The 18,480-nt window shown below is 60.6% G+C and carries 19 protein-coding genes and 1 pseudogene; 8 read left to right on the top strand and 12 right to left on the bottom strand.

Annotated features, from left to right (window positions below; genetic code table 11):
- Positions 1-36: 36 nt before the first annotated feature.
- Positions 37-993 (bottom strand): agmatinase, encoded by a 957-nt coding sequence (gene speB / locus AC1DLV_RS05730; protein ID WP_476798603.1) that lies wholly within the window; start codon positions 991-993, stop codon positions 37-39.
- A gap of 200 nt (positions 994-1,193) precedes the next feature.
- On the opposite strand from speB, the gene AC1DLV_RS05725 reads away from it, so the two are divergent.
- Positions 1,194-2,264: a glycerophosphodiester phosphodiesterase family protein gene (locus tag AC1DLV_RS05725; RefSeq protein ID WP_476798602.1), complete on the top strand. Its 1,071-nt coding sequence runs from the start codon at positions 1,194-1,196 to the stop codon at positions 2,262-2,264.
- Positions 2,265-2,276: 12 nt separating this feature from the next.
- Here the strand turns inward: AC1DLV_RS05725 and AC1DLV_RS05720 are convergent, their stop codons facing one another.
- The 4 genes from AC1DLV_RS05720 to AC1DLV_RS05705 all read right to left on the bottom strand — a co-directional run bounded on the left by AC1DLV_RS05720 (position 2,277) and on the right by AC1DLV_RS05705 (position 4,309).
- Positions 2,277-2,603, bottom strand: a complete 327-nt coding sequence (locus AC1DLV_RS05720) for a hypothetical protein (protein ID WP_476798601.1) — start codon at positions 2,601-2,603, stop codon at positions 2,277-2,279.
- 84 nt (positions 2,604-2,687) lie between these two features.
- Positions 2,688-3,164, bottom strand: a complete 477-nt coding sequence (gene rpsI / locus AC1DLV_RS05715; protein WP_476798600.1) for a 30S ribosomal protein S9 — start codon at positions 3,162-3,164, stop codon at positions 2,688-2,690.
- A 2-nt stretch (positions 3,165-3,166) separates the two neighbouring features.
- Positions 3,167-3,631, bottom strand: coding sequence for a 50S ribosomal protein L13 (gene rplM, locus AC1DLV_RS05710; protein WP_476798599.1), 465 nt, complete (start codon positions 3,629-3,631; stop codon positions 3,167-3,169).
- Positions 3,632-3,844: 213 nt separating this feature from the next.
- Positions 3,845-4,309 (bottom strand): PaaI family thioesterase, encoded by a 465-nt coding sequence (locus AC1DLV_RS05705; protein ID WP_476798598.1) that lies wholly within the window; start codon positions 4,307-4,309, stop codon positions 3,845-3,847.
- A gap of 155 nt (positions 4,310-4,464) precedes the next feature.
- Between AC1DLV_RS05705 and AC1DLV_RS05700 the strand changes: the two genes are divergently transcribed.
- From AC1DLV_RS05700 to AC1DLV_RS05680, 5 genes are all read left to right on the top strand, one after another.
- Positions 4,465-5,286: an enoyl-CoA hydratase gene (locus tag AC1DLV_RS05700; protein WP_476798597.1), complete on the top strand. Its 822-nt coding sequence runs from the start codon at positions 4,465-4,467 to the stop codon at positions 5,284-5,286.
- Positions 5,287-5,288: 2 nt separating this feature from the next.
- On the top strand, positions 5,289-5,711 hold the full coding sequence (locus AC1DLV_RS05695) for a VOC family protein (protein WP_476798596.1): 423 nt from the start codon (positions 5,289-5,291) through the stop codon (positions 5,709-5,711).
- Between the two features lie 63 nt (positions 5,712-5,774).
- Positions 5,775-6,296 carry a CoA-binding protein gene (locus AC1DLV_RS05690; RefSeq protein ID WP_476798595.1) on the top strand — a complete coding sequence of 174 codons (522 nt, stop codon included), beginning with the start codon at positions 5,775-5,777 and terminating at the stop codon, positions 6,294-6,296.
- A 145-nt stretch (positions 6,297-6,441) separates the two neighbouring features.
- On the top strand, positions 6,442-7,725 hold the full coding sequence (locus AC1DLV_RS05685) for an O-acetylhomoserine aminocarboxypropyltransferase (protein ID WP_476798594.1): 1,284 nt from the start codon (positions 6,442-6,444) through the stop codon (positions 7,723-7,725).
- Positions 7,726-7,794: 69 nt separating this feature from the next.
- Complete coding sequence (locus tag AC1DLV_RS05680) at positions 7,795-8,139, top strand: cupin domain-containing protein (RefSeq protein WP_476798593.1); 345 nt, start codon at positions 7,795-7,797, stop codon at positions 8,137-8,139.
- Positions 8,140-8,170: 31 nt separating this feature from the next.
- Here AC1DLV_RS05680 and AC1DLV_RS05675 read toward each other — a convergent pair whose 3' ends face one another.
- Entirely contained in the window at positions 8,171-9,046 is an 876-nt protein-coding gene (locus tag AC1DLV_RS05675) for a methyltransferase domain-containing protein (RefSeq protein ID WP_476798592.1), read from the bottom strand.
- Between the two features lie 83 nt (positions 9,047-9,129).
- On the opposite strand from AC1DLV_RS05675, the pseudogene AC1DLV_RS05670 reads away from it, so the two are divergent.
- Positions 9,130-9,219, top strand: a pseudogene (locus AC1DLV_RS05670) (cupin domain-containing protein); the annotation flags it as partial.
- Positions 9,220-9,302: 83 nt separating this feature from the next.
- Here AC1DLV_RS05670 and AC1DLV_RS05665 read toward each other — a convergent pair.
- From AC1DLV_RS05665 to AC1DLV_RS05640, 6 genes are all read right to left on the bottom strand, one after another.
- A complete protein-coding gene (locus AC1DLV_RS05665; RefSeq protein ID WP_476798591.1) occupies positions 9,303-9,962 on the bottom strand; it encodes a hypothetical protein in 660 nt (219 codons plus the stop codon).
- Between the two features lie 276 nt (positions 9,963-10,238).
- The gene (locus tag AC1DLV_RS05660) at positions 10,239-14,021 is read right to left on the bottom strand and encodes a vitamin B12-dependent ribonucleotide reductase (RefSeq protein ID WP_476798590.1); all 3,783 of its coding nucleotides are present in this window, start codon (positions 14,019-14,021) and stop codon (positions 10,239-10,241) included.
- Between the two features lie 637 nt (positions 14,022-14,658).
- Positions 14,659-15,150 (bottom strand): NUDIX hydrolase, encoded by a 492-nt coding sequence (locus tag AC1DLV_RS05655; protein ID WP_476798589.1) that lies wholly within the window; start codon positions 15,148-15,150, stop codon positions 14,659-14,661.
- A gap of 154 nt (positions 15,151-15,304) precedes the next feature.
- Positions 15,305-15,802 (bottom strand): xanthine phosphoribosyltransferase, encoded by a 498-nt coding sequence (gene gpt, locus AC1DLV_RS05650; RefSeq protein WP_476787007.1) that lies wholly within the window; start codon positions 15,800-15,802, stop codon positions 15,305-15,307.
- 117 nt (positions 15,803-15,919) lie between these two features.
- Complete coding sequence (locus AC1DLV_RS05645) at positions 15,920-16,759, bottom strand: universal stress protein (protein WP_476798588.1); 840 nt, start codon at positions 16,757-16,759, stop codon at positions 15,920-15,922.
- A 103-nt stretch (positions 16,760-16,862) separates the two neighbouring features.
- Positions 16,863-17,603 (bottom strand): competence/damage-inducible protein A, encoded by a 741-nt coding sequence (locus tag AC1DLV_RS05640; RefSeq protein WP_476798587.1) that lies wholly within the window; start codon positions 17,601-17,603, stop codon positions 16,863-16,865.
- A 185-nt stretch (positions 17,604-17,788) separates the two neighbouring features.
- On the opposite strand from AC1DLV_RS05640, the gene wrbA reads away from it, so the two are divergent.
- The gene (gene wrbA, locus AC1DLV_RS05635; RefSeq protein WP_280223391.1) at positions 17,789-18,418 is read left to right on the top strand and encodes an NAD(P)H:quinone oxidoreductase type IV; all 630 of its coding nucleotides are present in this window, start codon (positions 17,789-17,791) and stop codon (positions 18,416-18,418) included.
- Positions 18,419-18,480: the final 62 nt, after the last annotated feature.

The raw sequence follows: 18,480 nt of genomic DNA, 5'->3' as shown, positions 1-18,480 counted from the left end.
TTCGGACTCAAGTCGGCAAGTCCTTGAAACGTCGTCTCAGGCTTTGTCGCGTGCCTTTTTCTCGGCCAGCAGGCCAAGATAGTGCATGGCGACCGTCGAGCCCGCGATGGCCGTAATATCGGCATGGTCGTAGGCCGGTGCAACCTCGACGACGTCGGCGCCGACAATATCGATCTGGGTCATCTGGCGCAGCACCGACAAGATCTTGGCCGAGGAAGGGCCACCCGCCACTGGGGTTCCGGTTCCTGGCGCATAGGCCGGGTCGAGGCAGTCGATATCGAAGGTGACATAGGTTTTCTTGCCACCGGTGCGCTCGGCGATCGCATAGGCGATATCGGCGGCCCGCATCTCCTCGACTTCGTGGCCATAAAGGATCTTGATGCCGAAATCGTCAGGCGCATGGGTGCGGATGCCGATCTGTATCGAACGGTCGGGATCGATGATGCCTTCTTTCACCGCGCGGCCGACGAAGGAGCCGTGGTCGATGCGTTTGCCGTCGTCCGGCCAGGTGTCCTGGTGGGCGTCGAATTGCACCAGCGCCATTGGGCCGTGGATCGCTGCATGTGCCTTGAGCACCGGCCAGGTGACGAAATGGTCGCCGCCGAGCGTCAAAAGGAACGCGCCCGATTTCAGGATTTTTGCCGCCTCGCGTTCGATTGTCGCTGGCGTCTTTTGATGGTTGCCGCTGTCGAGCAGGCAATCGCCATAGTCGATGACGGCGAGATCGTCGAACAGGTCGCGGTTGAAAGGATATTGCGGGTCGCAATCGAAGATCGCCGAGGCGCGGCGGATGGCCTGCGGACCAAAGCGCGCGCCCGGCCGGTTGGTGACCGCAGCATCGAAAGGAATGCCCCAGACCACCGCATCGGCGCCCGCAACGTTCTTCGAATATTTGCGTCGCATGAAAGACAGGGCCCCTGCATAGGTCGGATCACCCGAGCGGCCGGTGTTTGTCCGCGCGGTGAAGGCGTGATCGATCGATGAAGTGGGCATGGGCAGTCTCCGCAGTCGGTCTATCGGAATTCGAGGGGCAAGAACTACAGAAGCCGGCCGCAACATGCCAGCCCCGAGGTGCAATGCGTGTGACGGGTCGGCTTTCCCGAGCGTTCATGTCTCTGTCATCCGCCCTACATGCCCTTGTCATCGGTGCTGGCTAACTCGTTGTCGCATCCTTCGGCCATGGAGCGATTCCCATGCGGGCAGTTCTGGCAGTCCTACTCCTTGTCTTTGGCGGCCCCTCGGTGGGGCATGCAGAAACGCGGGCCGAGCAGATCCTCGAGCGTTTCGACGATGCCAACCAGTGGCGTGACCACGTCATGGTGGTGGCCCATCGCGGCGGCGGCTTGGCGGCAGGCAAAGGGCTTTATCCCGAAAATTCCATCGCCTCGGTGCGCGGCGTCATCGCGCTTGGCGCGGAAATGGTCGAGATCGACATACGGCGCTCCAGGGATGGCGAACTGATCGTCATGCATGACAGCTGGCTCGACCGAACGACCAACTGCAAAGGCGAAGTGATTGCCCGCACGCTAGAAGAATTGCGTCACTGCCACCTCGTCGTTGAGGGAACGGGCGAGGTGAGCAGCGAGCCGGTACCGACCTTGCGCGAAATGCTTGGCGTCACCAAGGGCAAGATCCTGGTCAATCTCGACAACAAGCTGGAAACCGCCGATCTCGCTGACATGGTTGCCATAGCGCGCGACATGGGCATGGAGGAACAAGTTGTCGTGAAGGCGAACCTTTGGGATGCCGAACGCGTGGCCACGGTCAAGGAAACCATGCGTCGGGTTGGCCAGGGCTTTCAGTTCATGCCGATCATCGCCGACGATGCGGTGCGCGATGCCGGCTTCGTCGAGGTAGCCAGCAAGGCGTTTTCCGCCCGCGCGGTCGAGATGATCACTTGGCGTGGCGATGCCGAGACGATGACAGTATCAGGCGGGCCACTGTTTTCCGCCAAGGTGAGGGCGGCTTCCGTACGCGGCAATTGGCACATCTGGGTCGACACCCATGCCATCGTCAACAAGCCTGGTGGTTTCCTGTCCGGCGGGCGCGGCGACGAGCTTGCAGTTGCCGCAGGCTTTCCCGGAGAAACCTTCGGCTTCTGGGCCGAGCGTGGCGCAACGATGATCCAGACTGACGAGCCCAAAGCAGCCATCCAATGGCTGGCTGCCAATGGCTATCGCGCGCCCTATTCGGACGTCGAAGAGTCGGTAGCGGCGGCAATGGGGCAGGGCGCCCTTGGTCGGGGCAATGCGCCGACGAACTGAGGTGCCACTTGATCAGTCGATCGACTGCCGGAGCGACCTTTGCCGGTCCTTGATGTCGTATTTCGAACCGCCGGCGCTCAGTAGCTTCTTCGACAGTTTCTTGCAGTGTGTATCAGCTTTCTTGGCCGCCTTCTTCTCGTCGGCGCCCTTGGCTATCGCCTTGTCGGCCGTCCGCTGCCAACACGTATCGTAGTAGCTGGCACGCTTCTGGTACTTGCTGTTCGCTGCCGCTTCGGCGTCCGTCCCACTCCCGGCGATAACAGCCGCCGCTATCCAGCCAATCATGGGAAGAATGACGGTTCGCATCGTGGGTGACATCCGACCGGTTGCGAAGATCATACGGCATTTATGCAAAGGGACAAAAAGAAAGGGGCCGGTTTTGACCGGCCCCTTCCAAAATTCTCGAGAATGCAGTCTCGGCGCTTAGCGCTTGGAGAACTGGAAGCTCTTGCGGGCCTTGGCCTTGCCGTACTTCTTACGCTCGACGACACGGCTGTCGCGGGTCAGGAAGCCGCCCTTCTTGAGCACGCCGCGCAGCGCCGGCTCGTAGTAGGTCAGAGCCTTGGAGACGCCGTGACGAACAGCACCGGCCTGGCCCGAGAGACCGCCGCCGACGACGGTGGCGATGACGTCGTACTGGCCGACGCGGGCAGCCGCGACGATCGGCTGGTTCAGGATCATCTGCAGCACGGGGCGCGCGAAGTAAGCCGCGAATTCCTTGCCGTTGACGATGATCTTGCCAGTGCCCGGCTTGATCCAGACGCGAGCAATGGCGTTCTTGCGCTTGCCGGTGGCATAGGCGCGGCCGCTCTTGTCGAGCTTCTGGACGTGAACCGGAGCGGCAGGCTGCACCGAAGCGGTCACGGTGCCGAGTTCTGCGAGCGAGCTGAGATCAGCCATGATTACGAGGCCTTCTTGTTCTTGGCGTTCAGCGCGCCGACGTCGAGCGTCACTGGCTGCTGAGCGACATGCGGATGGTCGGCGCCTGCATAGACGCGGAGATTCTTCATCTGGCGACGGCCAAGCGGACCACGCGGGATCATGCGCTCAATGGCCTTTTCCAGGACGCGCTCGGGGAAACGACCCTCGAGCAGCTGGCGCGCGGTGCGCTCCTTGATGCCGCCGGGATGGCCGGTGTGCCAGTAGTACACCTTGTCGGTGAACTTCTTGCCGGTGAACGCGACCTTGTCGGCGTTGATGATGATGACATTGTCACCGTCGTCGACGTGGGGCGTGAAAGTGGGCTTGTTCTTGCCGCGGAGGATGTTGGCGACGATGGAGGCGAGACGGCCGACGACGAGACCTTCGGCGTCGATCAGCACCCACTTCTTCACCACGTCCGCAGGCTTCTGCGAAAAGGTTGTCATGGTTATATGCTTTCGGTTCGGACCTTCCGGAGAAGGCGTTTCTTGTTGCTTTCATTGGCAAAGGCCGAAGCCCTAGCCAATAACAAAACGGCGACCCAATGCGGGCCGCTGCTTTGAGTGGGCTTATAGGTGAGCGTCAACGACGCGTCAAGCGAAGCGGCAGGCCATATTTCCTATAAAATTCAACGAAAACAATGGGATGCGCAAGAGGTATTATTTTACCGCACCACCTTGACGCTTTGGCGGCACTGAATAGGTACCTGTTGCATGCGCGACGGTCTGCTGATCAGGGCCGGCGACGATGTCGATGTCGAAGACCATCAGGCTCTTGCCAAGCTTGAGGATGCGGCAGTGGCCGTCGATCGGACCGGCCTCGGCCTTGCGCATGAAGTTGATGTTGAGATTGGTCGTCACCGAGAGCGCATCGGGCCCGGCGTGGCTGAGCACGCAGACATAGCCGCCAATGTCGGCAAGGGTGAAGAGCGACGGACCGGAGACCGTGCCGCCCGGCCTGAGATGGCGGTCATCGGCGTTGAGCCGCACGGTGCAGCCGCCTGGGAACACTTCGGTCACCTGATAGAAATCATAGTGCTCATTGAGCTGCGGGTAGACCTCCCTGAGGAGGTCGTTGACCTCGGCCGCGGTCATCAGCGGCTTCAATCCACTCTGGTTCGGCATATTTTGGTCTTCCCCCTGCGCAAGCCGCGTTCCGGTTCCCGCGTGTGATCTGTCGCCAACAAGACATAGTTGGGAACTAAGGTTCAAGGCTGCGCGTATACGCTTATGCTTCGATGCAGGCGATTCTTTCGCTGCATCGAACGAAGAGGGACAATATGGCTGAAATCGTCGCCATCAAGCGCAGCGAACCGGATGGACCGGTATGGTCCACGCTGGAGAAGGGCGTGTTGCGCCTGACGCTCGCCAATCCGCCGGCCAATGCGCTTTCGCTCGAAACGATGGCCGCACTTCAGTCACAACTTGACGGCGCGCGCGACGACAAGGCTGTGCGGGTGATCGTGCTCGCGGCGTCAGGCAAGGTGTTTTGCGCCGGACATGATCTCAAGGAAATGACGGCACGCAGAAGCGATGCCGACCGCGGCCGCGCCTTCTTTGAGCTGACCATGTTGCACTGCTCGACGCTGATGCAATCCATCGTGCGTCATCCCAAGCCGGTCATCGCCGAAGTTGATGGTCTGGCCACGGCGGCCGGGTTGCAACTGGTTGCAAGCTGCGATCTCGCGATCGCGTCGGACCAATCCACATTCTGCACGCCGGGCGTCAATATCGGCCTGTTCTGCTCGACGCCGATGGTCGCCCTTTCGCGCAATGTCTCGCGCAAGCAGGCGATGGAGATGCTTCTCACCGGTGAGACGATCGATGCCACGACCGCGCGCGACTTCGGCCTGGTCAATCGCGTGGTGCCACGTGAGTACCTGAATCACATTGTCGGAAAATACGTCCAAACCATTGTTTCAAAATCACCTTTGACGCTGAAGATCGGCAAGGAAGCGTTCTACGCCCAGGCCGATATGGGGCTTGCGGAAGCCTATGATCACGCCTCGCGGGTGATGGTCGAGAACATGCTGGCAAGGGATGCCGAGGAAGGCATCGGCGCCTTCATCGAAAAGCGCGATGCGGAGTGGAAGGGGGAATAGGCTTGGAACAGCGAATTTCTCTTGTGACCCTGGGGGTCGACAATCTCGACCGCGCCGTGCGCTTCTACGAAGCGATGGGGCTGCAACGAAACAAGACGATCACCGAAGGTGTTGCGTTTTTCCAGATGGGCGGGTTGGTGCTCGGCCTGTGGGGGCGCGACCAGCTTGCCGTCGACGCGGGTATCGCAGCGACGAAAGGTGGCTTCTCAGGCGTGTCGCTGGCCTACAACACGCGTTCCGAGGCCGAGGTGGACGAGGTCTTGGCCGATGCCGAGCGCGCGGGCGGGCGCATCGTCAAGCCGGCACAGCGCGCCTTCTGGGGTGGTTGGTACGGCTATTTCGCCGATACTGAGGGCCATTTGTGGGAAGTTGCCCACAATCCCGATTTTCCGATCGCCAAGGACGGCAGTATTTCGTTGCCGTGAAACGCGACGCCTTTGCGTGGTTCGCCGAAAACCGGTATTCCGGACCGGCGAACGAGGACGGCCATGAACCACGACGCTTACGACAATGCCTACATCGCCGACATCTTGAATTCGGTCCGCACCATCGCCGTGGTCGGGGCCTCGGCCAACGACATCCGGCCGAGCTATTTCGTCACCAAATATCTGATCGACAAGGGCTATGAGGTCTTTCCGGTCAATCCGGGCCATGCCGGCAAGGAGATCTTTGGCCGCATGACCTATGCCAGCCTTGCCGACATTCCTGTGGCAATCGACATGGTCGATGTCTTCCGGGCATCGGCTGCGGTATCAGGCATCGTCGATGATGTGCTCAAGCTCGAACCGCTGCCCAAAGTCATCTGGATGCAGCTGACCGTGCGCGATGATGAGGCGGCCGCGCGCGCCGAGGCGGCCGGCATCAGGGTCGTCATGAACCGCTGTCCCAAGATCGAGTATGCCAGGCTTGCCGGCGAGATCGGCTGGAATGGCGTCAATTCCGGCGTGCTGTCCGCGAAGCGTCCGGTGATGCGCCAAGGGTTCCAGAGCTTCGGCATTCGCGCAAAATAGCCGCAGCAACCTCCACGTTTGCTCGAACTCTTGGAAAAATCGTGCTGCAACTTCAGCACGCCCAGGAATATTCGTCTTTGCTTTCTGGCAGCGGCTCCGCCAAAGATAGCCGCCGAATTCGACTGACATAATCTTGGAGGATCAAATGTCCCAGCGCGCTCCTGGTTTCAACACGCTTGCGGTCCACGCCGGCGCCAAGCCCGACCCGGCAACCGGCGCCCGCGCCACGCCGATCTACCAGACGACGTCATATGTCTTCAACGATGCCGACCATGCCGCCTCGCTGTTTGGGCTGAAGGCCTTCGGCAACATCTACACCCGCATCATGAACCCGACCCAGGCCGTGCTCGAGGAGCGTATCGCGGCCCTTGAAGGCGGCACCGCTGCCCTCGCGACCGCCTCCGGTCATGCCGCCCAGTTGCTCGTCTTCCACAATCTGATGCGCCCGGGCGACAATTTCGTTGCCGCAACGCGCCTTTACGGCGGCTCGATCAATCAGTTCGGCCATGCTTTCAAGAACTTCGGCTGGGAAGCACGCTGGGCCGACACCAACGACATATCGAGCTTCGACAAGCAGATCGACGGAAAGACCAAGGCAATCTTCATCGAAAGCCTGGCCAATCCCGGCGGTACCTTTGTCGACATCGAAAAGGTGGCCGACATCGCCCGCAAGCACGGCCTGCCGCTGATCGTCGACAACACGCTGGCGAGCCCGTATTTGATCCGCCCGATCGAGCATGGCGCCGACATCGTCGTCCATTCGCTGACCAAGTTCATCGGCGGCCACGGCAATTCGATTGGCGGCGTCATCGTCGACGGCGGCACCTTCGACTGGTCGAAGTCGGGCAAGTATCCGATGCTGTCGGAGCCGCGTCCGGAATATGGCGGCGTCGTGCTGCACGAGACCTTCGGCAATTTCGCCTTCGCTATCGCCGCGCGCGTGCTTGGCCTGCGCGACCTTGGGCCGGCAATCTCGCCGTTCAACTCGTTCCTCATCCTCACCGGTCTCGAAACGCTGCCGCTGCGCATGCAGCGCCATTGCGACAATGCACTCACCGTTGCAGGCTGGCTCTCAGATCATCCCAAGGTCGAATGGGTCTCTTATCCCGGCCTCAAGAGCGACAAGAACCACGCGCTGATGAAGAAATATTCGCCCAAGGGCGCGGGTGCCGTCTTCACCTTCGGGCTCAAGGGCGGCTACGAAGCCGGCGTCAAGTTCGTCGAAGCACTTGAGCTGTTTTCGCATCTCGCCAATGTCGGCGACACCAAGTCGCTGGTCATTCACCCGGCCTCGACCACCCATCGCCAGCTTTCCGACGAGCAGAAGGTGGCAGCCGGTGCCGGACCTGATGTGGTGCGTCTGTCGGTCGGCATCGAGGACGTCAGCGACATCGTCGCCGATCTCGAACAGGCGCTGGCCAAGGTCTGATCGGTCGTGCAAGACTTGGCCCCGGCAGCGCTATGCTGCCGGGGCCTTTTGCTGTCTGGGAGCTGGATTTTGCCGAGATTTCTCACCATCGACGTAAGCGGCATCGAGCCGGAATCAGGCGCGCCGGCCGAAGGCCGGTTGATTTCAGGCGATCCAAAATTCCGGACCTGGAACGCCGAGGAGGCTGATGGCGGGCTTTATGCCGGCATCTGGGAATCGACGCCGGGCAAGTGGCGGATCGAATATGACGAGTGGGAGTTCTGCCACATACTGTCTGGCGTCTCGGTCATCTCAGAAGACGGCGCCGCGCCCCGCACCGTTCGCACAGGTGACAGTTTCGTACTGCGACCCGGCTTTAAGGGAAGCTGGGAAGTGCTTGAAACGACTCGCAAGGAATATGTGATCCGGCTCTGACGTCGCGCGTGGCAAGTCGTTTGTGCCGTGGCTAATTCGGGACTCTGCCGGACAGCCTGAAGAAAAGGTGCGATACGACGAGCACCTCAGGATTTGAAAGGTGTTTGTCGAGGGCAGCCATGTCTGTCTCGAGTTCGTCGCGCCCGATAAACCCTCCTTCGGTCAACTTGTCTCGAACATTGTTGATGAAATCCCAGAGAATCGGCCGCCGGTCGTGACCCGGAGGGTAGGTGTGAAGGACGGGGTCCACGGTAATGTTCGCGATGCCCGCGTCGCGAAACAGCCTATGGGTGCGGCGACCGACGAACAGGTCAATTCCCTGCGCTGACGAATAGGCCGTGTATGCATCAAGAAGCCGCGTCCAGGCTGGTGACGGCGGGTCGCAGATATGTGTGAGATAGTCCGCCTCGAAGCTCGCCACCCACCCGCCCGGGCGCACCAGAGCAACCATCTCTTTGACGATGAGCTCTGGTTTGGGAACATTGACAAGAACAAGTCGCATATGCGCGCCATCAAAGGATGCGCGCGGCAGTCCAGTCTCGTAGGCATCGCCCTCGCGCACTTCGACCTGAGGTAGCGCGAGTTCGTTCGTAAATCGGCGAGCGATGTCGACAAAATGAGCACTGCGTTCGATCCCGAGAACCGAGCCGGTCGGACCCACGCGTTTACCCAACAGATGCAAGACCCCTCCGGGGCCGCATCCCAGGTCGACAACACGCTCGCCCTGCCTGATCCCGATCTTTTCGAACTGTGCATCGGAGTCAGGGGCGAGGTTGGCGATCTGTCGCCGGAGTCTCGCTTCCTCGGCCTTGCCGCGTCCCAGCAAATAATCGTCTTGCTTCATCGAAGCACGCCCTTCTCCCGTCAGCAGGTCAGGCAACGAAAATGCAGCGCAGCCAATCTGCATCAGAGCTACCGCTGGGTCAATCGGAGCGGAGCCTGCCGGAGCGAGGGGAGTTGGAAGACAGAAGCGCTGGAAGCGACCCGTGCGCTGGCGGCAATTTCGCGCTGAGACCCGGCTCTAGGGAAAGTTGGGAAGTGCTTGAAACGACTCGTAGGGAATATGTGATCAGGCTTTGAAGTTGCCGGCGCGGGATCGGCGAAGCATGTGCCCGCGTATTGTCGGCCACCTTCTCTGGCAATGGAGAAGGTGGCCGTGTATTTTACGCTCCAGCCAAGGGGTGGGGTGGTGTAGGCGGAGCGCGACGACCGTTTTCAGGCACTCGAAGTTCTTCCTCTACACCCAGAATTACCTCTTCGATCCGAAGTGAGAGATTGTGTCCAACAGCGGCATAACGAGCGTCATCGACTGACCAGATGAGTTGAGAGTCAATCAGGGACAGCACGACCAGATTGTCCACATCAGGATAGCTCGTCTTGAGCATTGACAATGTTCCAGACGTTAGCCGCTCGGACAGGGCTGGCTTCTTTGTGTTCCAAAGATGGACGGCACATCGCTTGCCGTCGATCACAGTGCCGAAGTCAGCAGAGAAACTGAGTTTGAAGACGCCATTTGGACTAAGGTGAAGCTGGCGCTCTACCTCGAAAAGTTCGGCGGAATGCGAGGTACGCCAATTCATAAGAGCCGTAAGGCCCGTTTGGACCGATGTCCTTTCTGGTAGCTTTGCGATGCGTCCCACAGACTCAAGCACGCTTTCAAGGCTCTCGCCCTTCGCAAGCAATCGATTGGCGTGAAGTCTGAGCGACCGATGAAAATCGTAAGCGTTGTCACTCGGAGTAAGCCGCTTGCGAACCTCGGATCGTTGAGGTTTGGGATTAAGGGAGATTAGTTTGAGGTAGGCTGAAGTTCCAAATGCGGGCATTTTTTCAGTCCGGTTTTGCCTTAGCTACCTCGACTCCGAGAACCGACTCCCCCTATGGTGACCTTGCTACAGGTTGAGGTCGTCAGGTCTCTTCATCCCGCGTGGGCTTCGGCTCATTCGCGGTTTCCAAAGCCGATCCGAAAGGGTCGGCTTTGGCGTTTCAGGCTTTGCACATAAAGCTCTCTTTATGTGTTTCTCGTTTTGTTCTCCTTTGTGCTTTCGGCCCGATCTTGCGACCGGGCCGAGCGCGTTAAAGTTTAAACGATCAGATTTTTCTCACGAACACCCGCTCGTCGAACCACACGTGTCGCACTTCTCGCAGGTGCCGTTGCGCACCATGGTGAAGTTCTGGCACTCCGCGCAGGAATTGCCGGTGTAGCCTTGCAGCATCGATTTGGCGCGGCGGTCGGCGGCGAGTTTCTTGGCCTCGGCGGCTTCCTGGGCTGCTGCGTCGGTGAACAGCGACGTCGTCACCGAGGTTTCCTCGATGGTCTCTTCGATCGCAATCTCTTCGACCAGTTCCTTGGCCCGCTCCTCGTAGTCGCGCTTGTAGGCGGTCGATTCTTCCACTGAGATCGCGGTCTTGAGCGACAGCACGTTAGAGCCGGAGAAGGCGGTGACCGGCGTGACACGCGCCGGCTGGCTGCCTGCGGCCATGCCCTTGGGATCGTTGCCGGTGACGCCGGAGACGACCTTGAGTGGGGAGGCGCCGCGGGTCAGGCCCTTGGAGAAGGGCAGGGCCTTGCCTTCGGTGATGCCTTTGCCAAGTGCCGTCTTGTCGAAATCCGACTGGTCGACATGGGCGAGGTCGTGGCGGCTGAGATAGCTGACGGCGAGCTCGCGGAAGACATAGTCTAGGATCGAGGTGGCGTTCTTGATGGCATCGTTGCCGATGACCATGCCGGCTGGCTCGAACTTGGTGAAGGTGAAGGCCTCGACATATTCGTCGAGCGGCACGCCGTATTGCAGGCCAAGCGAGATCGAGATGGCGAAGTTGTTCATCATCGCACGGAAGGCGGCCCCTTCCTTGTGCATGTCGATGAAGATCTCGCCGAGGCGGCCATCATCGAACTCGCCGGTGCGGAGATAGACCTTGTGGCCGCCGACGACGGCCTTTTGGGTGTAGCCCTTGCGGCGGTTGGGCAGCTTTTCACGCTCGCGGTAGAGGCGCTCGATGACACGCTCGACGATCTTTTCGGTGACCTGCACCGCCTTGGCGGCAGCAGGTGCTGCAATCAGAGCCTCGACGGCGTCGTCTTCGTCCTCGTCCTCATCAGCGATGAGAGAGGCGTTGAGCGGCTGCGACAGCTTGGAGCCGTCGCGGTAGAGCGCGTTGGCCTTGAGCGCCAGCTTCCACGAGAGCATGTAGGCGCTCTTGCAGTCCTCGACCGTCGCCTCGTTGGGCATGTTGATGGTCTTGGAGATGGCGCCCGAGATGAAGGGCTGGGCTGCCGCCATCATGCGGATGTGGCTTTCGACGCTGAGATAACGCTTGCCGATCTTGCCGCACGGATTGGCGCAATCGAAGACGGCCAGGTGCTCGTCCTTGAGGAAGGGGGCGCCTTCCAGCGTCATCGCACCGCAGACATGGATGTTGGCGGCTTCGATCTCGCGCTTGGAGAAGCCGAGTGCCGGCAGCATCTCGAACGAGAAGTCGTTGAGCTGCGCGTCGGTGAGGCCGAGCACGTCCTTGCAGAAGTCTTCGCCGAGCGTCCACTTGTTGAAGACGAACTTGATGTCGAAGGCGCTCTTGAGAGCAGCGTTCAACGTCTCGATCTTCTCGTCGGTGAAGCCCTTCGACTTCAGCGAGCCGGGGTTGACGCCAGGGGCCTGGTTGAGGTTGCCGTGGCCGACGGCATAGGCCTCGATCTCGGCGATCTGGGCCTCGGTGTAGCCAAGCGTGCGCAGTGCTTCGGGCACCGCACGATTGATGATCTTGAAGTAGCCGCCGCCGGCGAGCTTCTTGAACTTGACCAGCGCGAAGTCAGGCTCGATGCCGGTGGTGTCGCAATCCATGACAAGGCCGATCGTGCCGGTGGGCGCGATGACGGTTGCCTGGGCGTTGCGGTAGCCATGCTCCTCGCCGAGTTCGATGGCGCGGTCCCAGGCAGCGCGGGCATGCGTCACCAGTTCCTGCTGCTTGAGGTCGGAGGCAACCAGCGGCACCGGGTGGACCGACAGCTTTTCGTAGCCGTCCTTGTCGCCATAGGCGGCACGGCGGTGGTTGCGCATGACGCGCAGCATGTTTGCGGCATTGCGGTCGTAGTCGGCGAAGGCGCCGAGCTCGGAGGCCATCTCGGCCGAGGTGGCATAAGCCACGCCGGTCATGATCGCGGTCAGCGCGCCGCCGATGGCGCGGCCTTCGTCGGAGTCATAAGGAATGCCCGAGGTCATCAGCAGGCCGCCGATATTGGCGTAGCCGAGGCCGAGCGTGCGGTATTCGTAGGAGAGCTTGGCGATTTCCTTGGACGGGAACTGCGCCATCATCACCGAGATTTCGAGAACGATGGTCCACAGGCGCACTGTGTGCTCATAGGCCGCGATGTCGATGGTGCCGTCGGTGTTGCGGTAGGGCAGAAGGTTGATCGACGCCAGGTTGCAGGCGGTGTCGTCGAGGAACATGTATTCTGAGCACGGGTTCGACGCACGGATGGCGCCCGCCGACGCGCAGGTGTGCCAGTCGTTCATCGTGGTGTTGAAGTGCAGGCCCGGATCAGCCGACGCCCAGGCGGCGTAGCCAATCTTTTCCCACAGGTCGCGCGCCTTGAGCGTCTTCATGACCTTGCCGTCCTTGCGGGCGGTCAGGTGCCAGTCGCTGTCCTTCTCGACCGCCTGGAGGAAATCATCCTTCAGCGAGACGGAATTGTTGGAGTTCTGGCCCGAGACGGTGAGGTAGGCTTCCGAATCCCAATCGGTGTCGTAGGTCTTGAAATCGATCGAGGTGTAGCCCTGCTTGGCGAACTGGATGACACGGTAGATGTAGTTCTCCGGCACCGAATTCTTCTTGGCGGCCTTGATCTCGCGCTTGAGCGCGGTGTTGATCAGCGGATCGAAGCAGTCGTCGTCATGGCCTTCGCAGTTGACGCAAGCCGCCATGATCTTGGCGAGGTGCTGCTTGACGATCTTGGAGCCGGTGACGAGTGCTGCGACCTTCTGCTCTTCCTTCACCTTCCAGTCGATATAGGCCTCGATATCGGGGTGGTCGGCGTCGACAACGACCATCTTGGCCGCACGGCGCGTGGTGCCGCCCGACTTGATGGCGCCGGCAGCGCGGTCACCGATCTTGAGGAAGCTCATCAGGCCAGACGACTTGCCGCCGCCCGAAAGCTTTTCGCCTTCGCCACGCAGATGCGAGAAGTTGGAGCCGGTGCCCGAGCCATATTTGAACAGGCGCGCTTCACGCACCCACAGATCCATGATGCCGCCCTCGTTGACGAGATCGTCGGCGACCGACTGGATGAAGCAGGCATGCGGCTGCGGATGTTCGTAAGACGACTTCGACTTGGTCAGCTTGCCGGTGAAGGGGTCGACATAAAAATGGCCCTGGCCGGGACCGTCGATGCCATAGGCCCAATGCAGGCCGGTGTTGAACCACTGCGGCGAGTTCGGCGCGACGCGCTGGGTGGCCAGCATGTAGGACAGCTCGTCCTTGAAGGCGCGGGCGTCGTCTTCCGACTTGAAGTAGCCACCCTTCCAACCCCAGTAGGTCCAGGTGCCGGCAAGACGGTCGAAGACCTGACGGGCGTCGATCTCGGAGCCGTAGCGCTCGTTTTCGGGCAGCTTGGCGAGTTCGACTTCGTCGGCGACCGAGCGCCACAGGAAGGAGGGGACGTCGTTTTCTTCGACCTTCGTCAGTCGTGCGGGCACGCCGGCCTTGCGGAAATACTTCTGCGCCAGGATGTCGGCGGCGACCTGGGAGAACTGCGCCGGCACATCGATGTTGTCGAGCCGGAAGACCACCGAGCCGTCCGGATTCTTGATCTCGGAAAGCGCCTTGCGGAATTCGATCTCCGCATAGGCCGATTGTCCATCCTTGGTGAAACGCCGCTCGATGCGCATCGGTCGATTTCCTTTTGTCTATATATAGCGTCTTTCGCGGGAAATTTCCCGTTGCGTGTACGAAAGGCGCAAACCCGCTTGATCCGGCCGCGTCAACGGCCGATTGCCCTATCCCGCACTGTCGCTGCCTGACCTGGAAAGCTCCTTTCGGAGCCTGCTCCCGCCAGCCTGCGGACCGTTGCGGGTCCTTGAAACTGAAACTTTGGTTGCGATTCCCTCATGGAGGGCTACTCACACTATCTAGCGATCAGGCTGCTCGCAAACGCTAAATATAGTGTTAACAGAAGATTTCCGCCAGTCCCACATTTTTATCATCCAACCCCTTGGACATCAGGAAACCGCACGCTTCGGCGCCCCGCAGGGCGGAGGTAAATGCGAGCAGATACGCACAAAATCTGGGAAAAAGACCGGGCTCTTAACAATCCGGCCGCACACTCAACAAGCGCGCCTGAGTCATAAAAGGCGACTCGGCATCCAACGTCAAGGAGTCGTTCTTATAGATTTAATGACCCCAACATCTTGTGTGTCACTAATGTGGATAACGGGGAGAACCTGCTTCGTGAACGAAGCCGGCGCAACAACGGCAGAGTCCCAAAATGCCTGCTGCAAGCTGCCTGTCAGCTGCGCCCGATGCCTCTCAGGCTGCGAATTTTTGCTGGGCCGCGCCGAAAGACGAGATCAGCCGGCAAAGATCGGGCTCGTTGACCATGCGCGAGGCCTCGCTGGGTGAAACCCACTTGCGCGTGCGCTGACGCCGCTCTTTCCACTTTTCGGCGACCTTGCGCACTTCAAGCGGAAAGACGAGCACCTCGCAGGCGACCTGTTCGCCGCTGGAAAGTTCCTTCAGATAGAAATAACGCCCGGCCTCGTGGGGGTCGACGGAGCCGCTGAGGCCGGCTTCTTCGCTCGCTTCGCGCGCCGCAGTCTCGCACAGCCGTTCGGCTGTTTCCGGCCAGCCCTTGGGCAGAACCCAGCGGCCGGTGTCGCGGCTGGTGATGAGCATGATCTCGATACCGGTGGTGGTTCGGTGCCAGGGCAGGGCGGCGACCTGGAGCCTGCAGGCGGGTGCGCCGAACAGTCGGCGAATCCGCTCGACCAGATGGTTGTGATAGACAGGTTTCATCAGCATCGGCAGCCCTACCCAAATTGTAGAATCATGCGCCGTGTCACAAATTGTACGGTTAATTCTCCGTAACAAAAGTAAATAGACTCCTAACGAAAACGCCCGGCGAACATGGCCGGGCGTTGAATCGTTCGAGCAGCTTTGGCTGACAGCCGCGCGGTCAGCCCTTGTGGTCGTCGGCGATCGGCTTCTGGTAGGTGAAGCCCAGATCCCAGGGGAAATAGATCCAGGTATCCTGCGACACTTCGGTGACGAAGGTGTCGACAAGCGGTCGGCCCTTGGGCTTGGCGTAGACGGTGGCGAAATGCGCCTTGGGCATCATCGCCCTGACAATAGCGGCCGTCTTGCCGGTATCGGTCAGGTCGTCGACAATCAGAACGTTTTCGCCTTCGCCTTCGAGCAGGGATGGCGTGATCTCCTTCAGCACCTGCAACTGACCCTGCGAGGTGTAGTCATGGTAGGACGCGATGCAGATCGTCTCGATCAGGCGGATGCCGAGTTCGCGCGAGATGATGGCTGCCGGCACGAGCCCGCCACGGGTAATGCAGACAATCGCCTTCCACTGCGGATTGACGCCGGCAAGACGCCAGGCGAGCGCACGCGCATCGCGGTGGAACTGGTCCCAGGATACGGGAAAGGCTTTTTCTGGAAGGGACATGTGACGCAGCACTCCGGCTCGGCGCGCCACATGGCGCGGAAATAGGGGAATGCAGGCGGAATTAGCCGGAAAGCCCCGTCCTTGGCAAGGGCGGGGCGCCGAGTTTCGTGGGCTTGCTCAACGCGACAGCAATATTGCCACGTCGCCGGCCTGCAGGACGTTGCGCGTGACACCGCCAAACAGGAACTCGCGCAGCCACGAATGGCTGTAGGCGCCCATCACCAGAAGGTCGGCGCCGGTTTCCACCACCTTGTTGTGAATGACCGCGTCGACCGTGTGCCCGCGGGACTCTTCAACGCTGACCGAAACCTTGGCGCCATGGCGGGCAAAGGCGGCTGCGATTTCCGCTCCGGCGGTTTCCATGCTGAGTGCTGCGGTTTCGATGGGGTCGATGACGAGGATTTCGGTCGAATCCGCCTCGAGGATGAAGGGCAAAGCGTCGAAGGCGGCACGTGCGGCCTCTCGGCTGCCGTTCCAGGCAATCAGGATGTTGCTGAAGGTCGAGATCAGCGGCGCCGAATGGGGTACCACCAGCACCGGCCGGCCGGCTTCGTAGATCAGGGAGTCGATGTCGGCTGCAATCGAATCCCTGGCGTCGGGCGACGCCTGGGCGACGATCACAAGATCAGCGCAGCGCGCGCTTTCGACGCCTGAAAGGGCGCTGTCGCCGGAAAAGCTCTCAAAACTGCGCCATTCGAACGACACGCCCGATGTCTCGATACGGCCTAGGAAGGCCTTTTGCACCTTTTCGGCGCGTTCCTTGCACAGCTCGGCATTGGCCTGGATGAACTCGGTGTCGGGGAAACCGACGGCCGTGGTGTAGGGCATGGCAAGCGCTTCGGCATGCACGCCGATCAGGTGGCTTTCATGCCGCTCGGCAAAGGGGATCGCCACATCAAGCACGCGGGCGACATCGCGCTCGCTCTGGATGATGGCAACGATTGTCTTGAACGGCATGGCAACCTCCTGCGCGCGAGCCGAAATGCGCTCAGCAAAGAAACACTATCATGCCCATACTTGTTCCAATGTGACTTGGATCAATTGGCTGGCGTGTTTGCGATCACGCCGTTTTTGCTATGTCGGCAAGCATCGCCTCGATGGCAATGCGTGCGGCGTCCATGGCTTCCATGGAGCGCGAGCGGACAACAAGCTCGGTCCAGAACTTGCCGTCGAGATATTTCGGATAGGACCCGATGATCGTGTCGGGATGCGCTTTTTGGATCTCGCCGAGCGGCCCGCCGATGGTGCCTTCGCCATACGGGCACTGAACGGTCGTCGACAAAAGCCTGGTGCCGGTTTTCAGTGTCGGCATGACATTGTCGAGCATCGCCTGGAAGATCGAGGGCACGCCGGCCATGACATGGACGTTGCCGATGCGGAAGCCGGGCGCAACAGACACCGGGTTTTCAATGAGGTCGGCACCGTGCGGCATACGCGCCATGCGCTTGCGCGCCTCGGAGAACTCCATGCCGCGCGAGGCGTAGTTGGCCTCCAGCATGGCATAGGCGCGGGTGTCGTATTCGCAGGGCACGCCGAACGCCTTGGAAATCGAGTCCGCGGTGATGTCGTCATGCGTCGGGCCGATGCCGCCGGTGGTGAAGACATAGTCGTAGCGCACGCGAACGGCGTTGACCGCAGCGGCGATCTCGTCCTCGTCGTCGGGCACGATACGCACTTCCTTGAGGTCGATGCCCACGGCCGTCATCATCTCGGCGAGGTGGCCGATGTTTTTGTCCTTGGTACGGCCGGACAGGATCTCGTCGCCGATGACGACCATTGCTGCGGTGACGATGTCGGCCATTTTGAAAGCTCCATTGTGGGCCCTCGTCAGATAGCGCCGGCAGCGCAAGCGAGCAATAGTCGCCATTCTGTGAACGATGCGTCACGCATTGGACCGCTTTCATTGAACGGGCTTTGCATTACATCTCTCCCCAGACGCCGACCCAAGACGGCGCCGCGAGATTTCCCGAGATTTGGAGCGATGAAATGGCTAAGATTCTTGTTCTGTACTATTCGAGCTGGGGCCACATGGAGCAGATGGCGAAGGCCGCTGCCGAAGGTGCGCGTGCCGGCGGCGCCGAGGTGACCCTCAAGCGCGTTCCCGAACTGGTGCCCGAGGGTGTCGCCAAGGCTGCCTACTACAAGCTCGACCAGGAAGCGCCGATCGCCGATCCGCTCGAACTGGCCGACTATGACGGCATCATCATCGGCACCGCCACCCGCTACGGCACCATGGCTTCGCAGATGAAGAACTTCCTCGATCAGACCGGTCCGCTCTGGGCCAAGGGAGCCTTGCTCGACAAGGTCGGCTCGGTGATGGTTTCGACCGCGACCCAGCATGGCGGCGCCGAATTGGCGCTGATCAACGCCCAGATCCACCTGCAGCATCATGGCATGGTGATCGTGCCGCTGTCCTACGCCTACCAGGGCCAGATGGGCAACGACGTGGTCCGCGGCGGCGCGCCTTACGGCATGACCACCACTTCGGATGGTGACGGCTCGCGCCAGCCTTCGGCACAGGAACTTGAAGGCGCCCACTTCCAGGGCAAGCGCGTGGCCGAGATCGCCATCCGCCTGCACGGCAAGGGCTCGAATGCTGTGAAGGAAGTTGCCTAACAGCCTTCAGCTAAAGTGATTTTTGTGAACGGGCGGCCTCAAGGTCGCCCGTTTTGCGTTGT

Source organism: Aminobacter sp. 01T433, assembly GCF_056398585.1.
Note: the sequence above shows the minus strand (reverse complement) of the source record. Positions and strands in the feature narration are given on the sequence as shown.

Excerpts from the sequence above, each read along its gene's own strand:
- speB (WP_476798603.1), bottom strand. The coding sequence starts at position 993 with ATGCCCACTTCATCGATCGATCACGCCTTCACCGCGCGGACAAACACC.
- AC1DLV_RS05725 (WP_476798602.1), top strand. The coding sequence starts at position 1,194 with ATGCGGGCAGTTCTGGCAGTCCTACTCCTTGTCTTTGGCGGCCCCTCG.
- AC1DLV_RS05720 (WP_476798601.1), bottom strand. The coding sequence starts at position 2,603 with ATGATCTTCGCAACCGGTCGGATGTCACCCACGATGCGAACCGTCATT.
- rpsI (WP_476798600.1), bottom strand. The coding sequence starts at position 3,164 with ATGGCTGATCTCAGCTCGCTCGCAGAACTCGGCACCGTGACCGCTTCG.
- rplM (WP_476798599.1), bottom strand. The coding sequence starts at position 3,631 with ATGACAACCTTTTCGCAGAAGCCTGCGGACGTGGTGAAGAAGTGGGTG.
- AC1DLV_RS05705 (WP_476798598.1), bottom strand. The coding sequence starts at position 4,309 with ATGCCGAACCAGAGTGGATTGAAGCCGCTGATGACCGCGGCCGAGGTC.
- AC1DLV_RS05700 (WP_476798597.1), top strand. The coding sequence starts at position 4,465 with ATGGCTGAAATCGTCGCCATCAAGCGCAGCGAACCGGATGGACCGGTA.
- AC1DLV_RS05690 (WP_476798595.1), top strand. The coding sequence starts at position 5,775 with ATGAACCACGACGCTTACGACAATGCCTACATCGCCGACATCTTGAAT.
- AC1DLV_RS05685 (WP_476798594.1), top strand. The coding sequence starts at position 6,442 with ATGTCCCAGCGCGCTCCTGGTTTCAACACGCTTGCGGTCCACGCCGGC.
- AC1DLV_RS05675 (WP_476798592.1), bottom strand. The coding sequence starts at position 9,046 with ATGCAGATTGGCTGCGCTGCATTTTCGTTGCCTGACCTGCTGACGGGA.
- AC1DLV_RS05665 (WP_476798591.1), bottom strand. The coding sequence starts at position 9,962 with ATGCCCGCATTTGGAACTTCAGCCTACCTCAAACTAATCTCCCTTAAT.
- AC1DLV_RS05660 (WP_476798590.1), bottom strand. The coding sequence starts at position 14,021 with ATGCGCATCGAGCGGCGTTTCACCAAGGATGGACAATCGGCCTATGCG.
- AC1DLV_RS05655 (WP_476798589.1), bottom strand. The coding sequence starts at position 15,150 with ATGCTGATGAAACCTGTCTATCACAACCATCTGGTCGAGCGGATTCGC.
- gpt (WP_476787007.1), bottom strand. The coding sequence starts at position 15,802 with ATGTCCCTTCCAGAAAAAGCCTTTCCCGTATCCTGGGACCAGTTCCAC.
- AC1DLV_RS05645 (WP_476798588.1), bottom strand. The coding sequence starts at position 16,759 with ATGCCGTTCAAGACAATCGTTGCCATCATCCAGAGCGAGCGCGATGTC.
- AC1DLV_RS05640 (WP_476798587.1), bottom strand. The coding sequence starts at position 17,603 with ATGGCCGACATCGTCACCGCAGCAATGGTCGTCATCGGCGACGAGATC.
- wrbA (WP_280223391.1), top strand. The coding sequence starts at position 17,789 with ATGGCTAAGATTCTTGTTCTGTACTATTCGAGCTGGGGCCACATGGAG.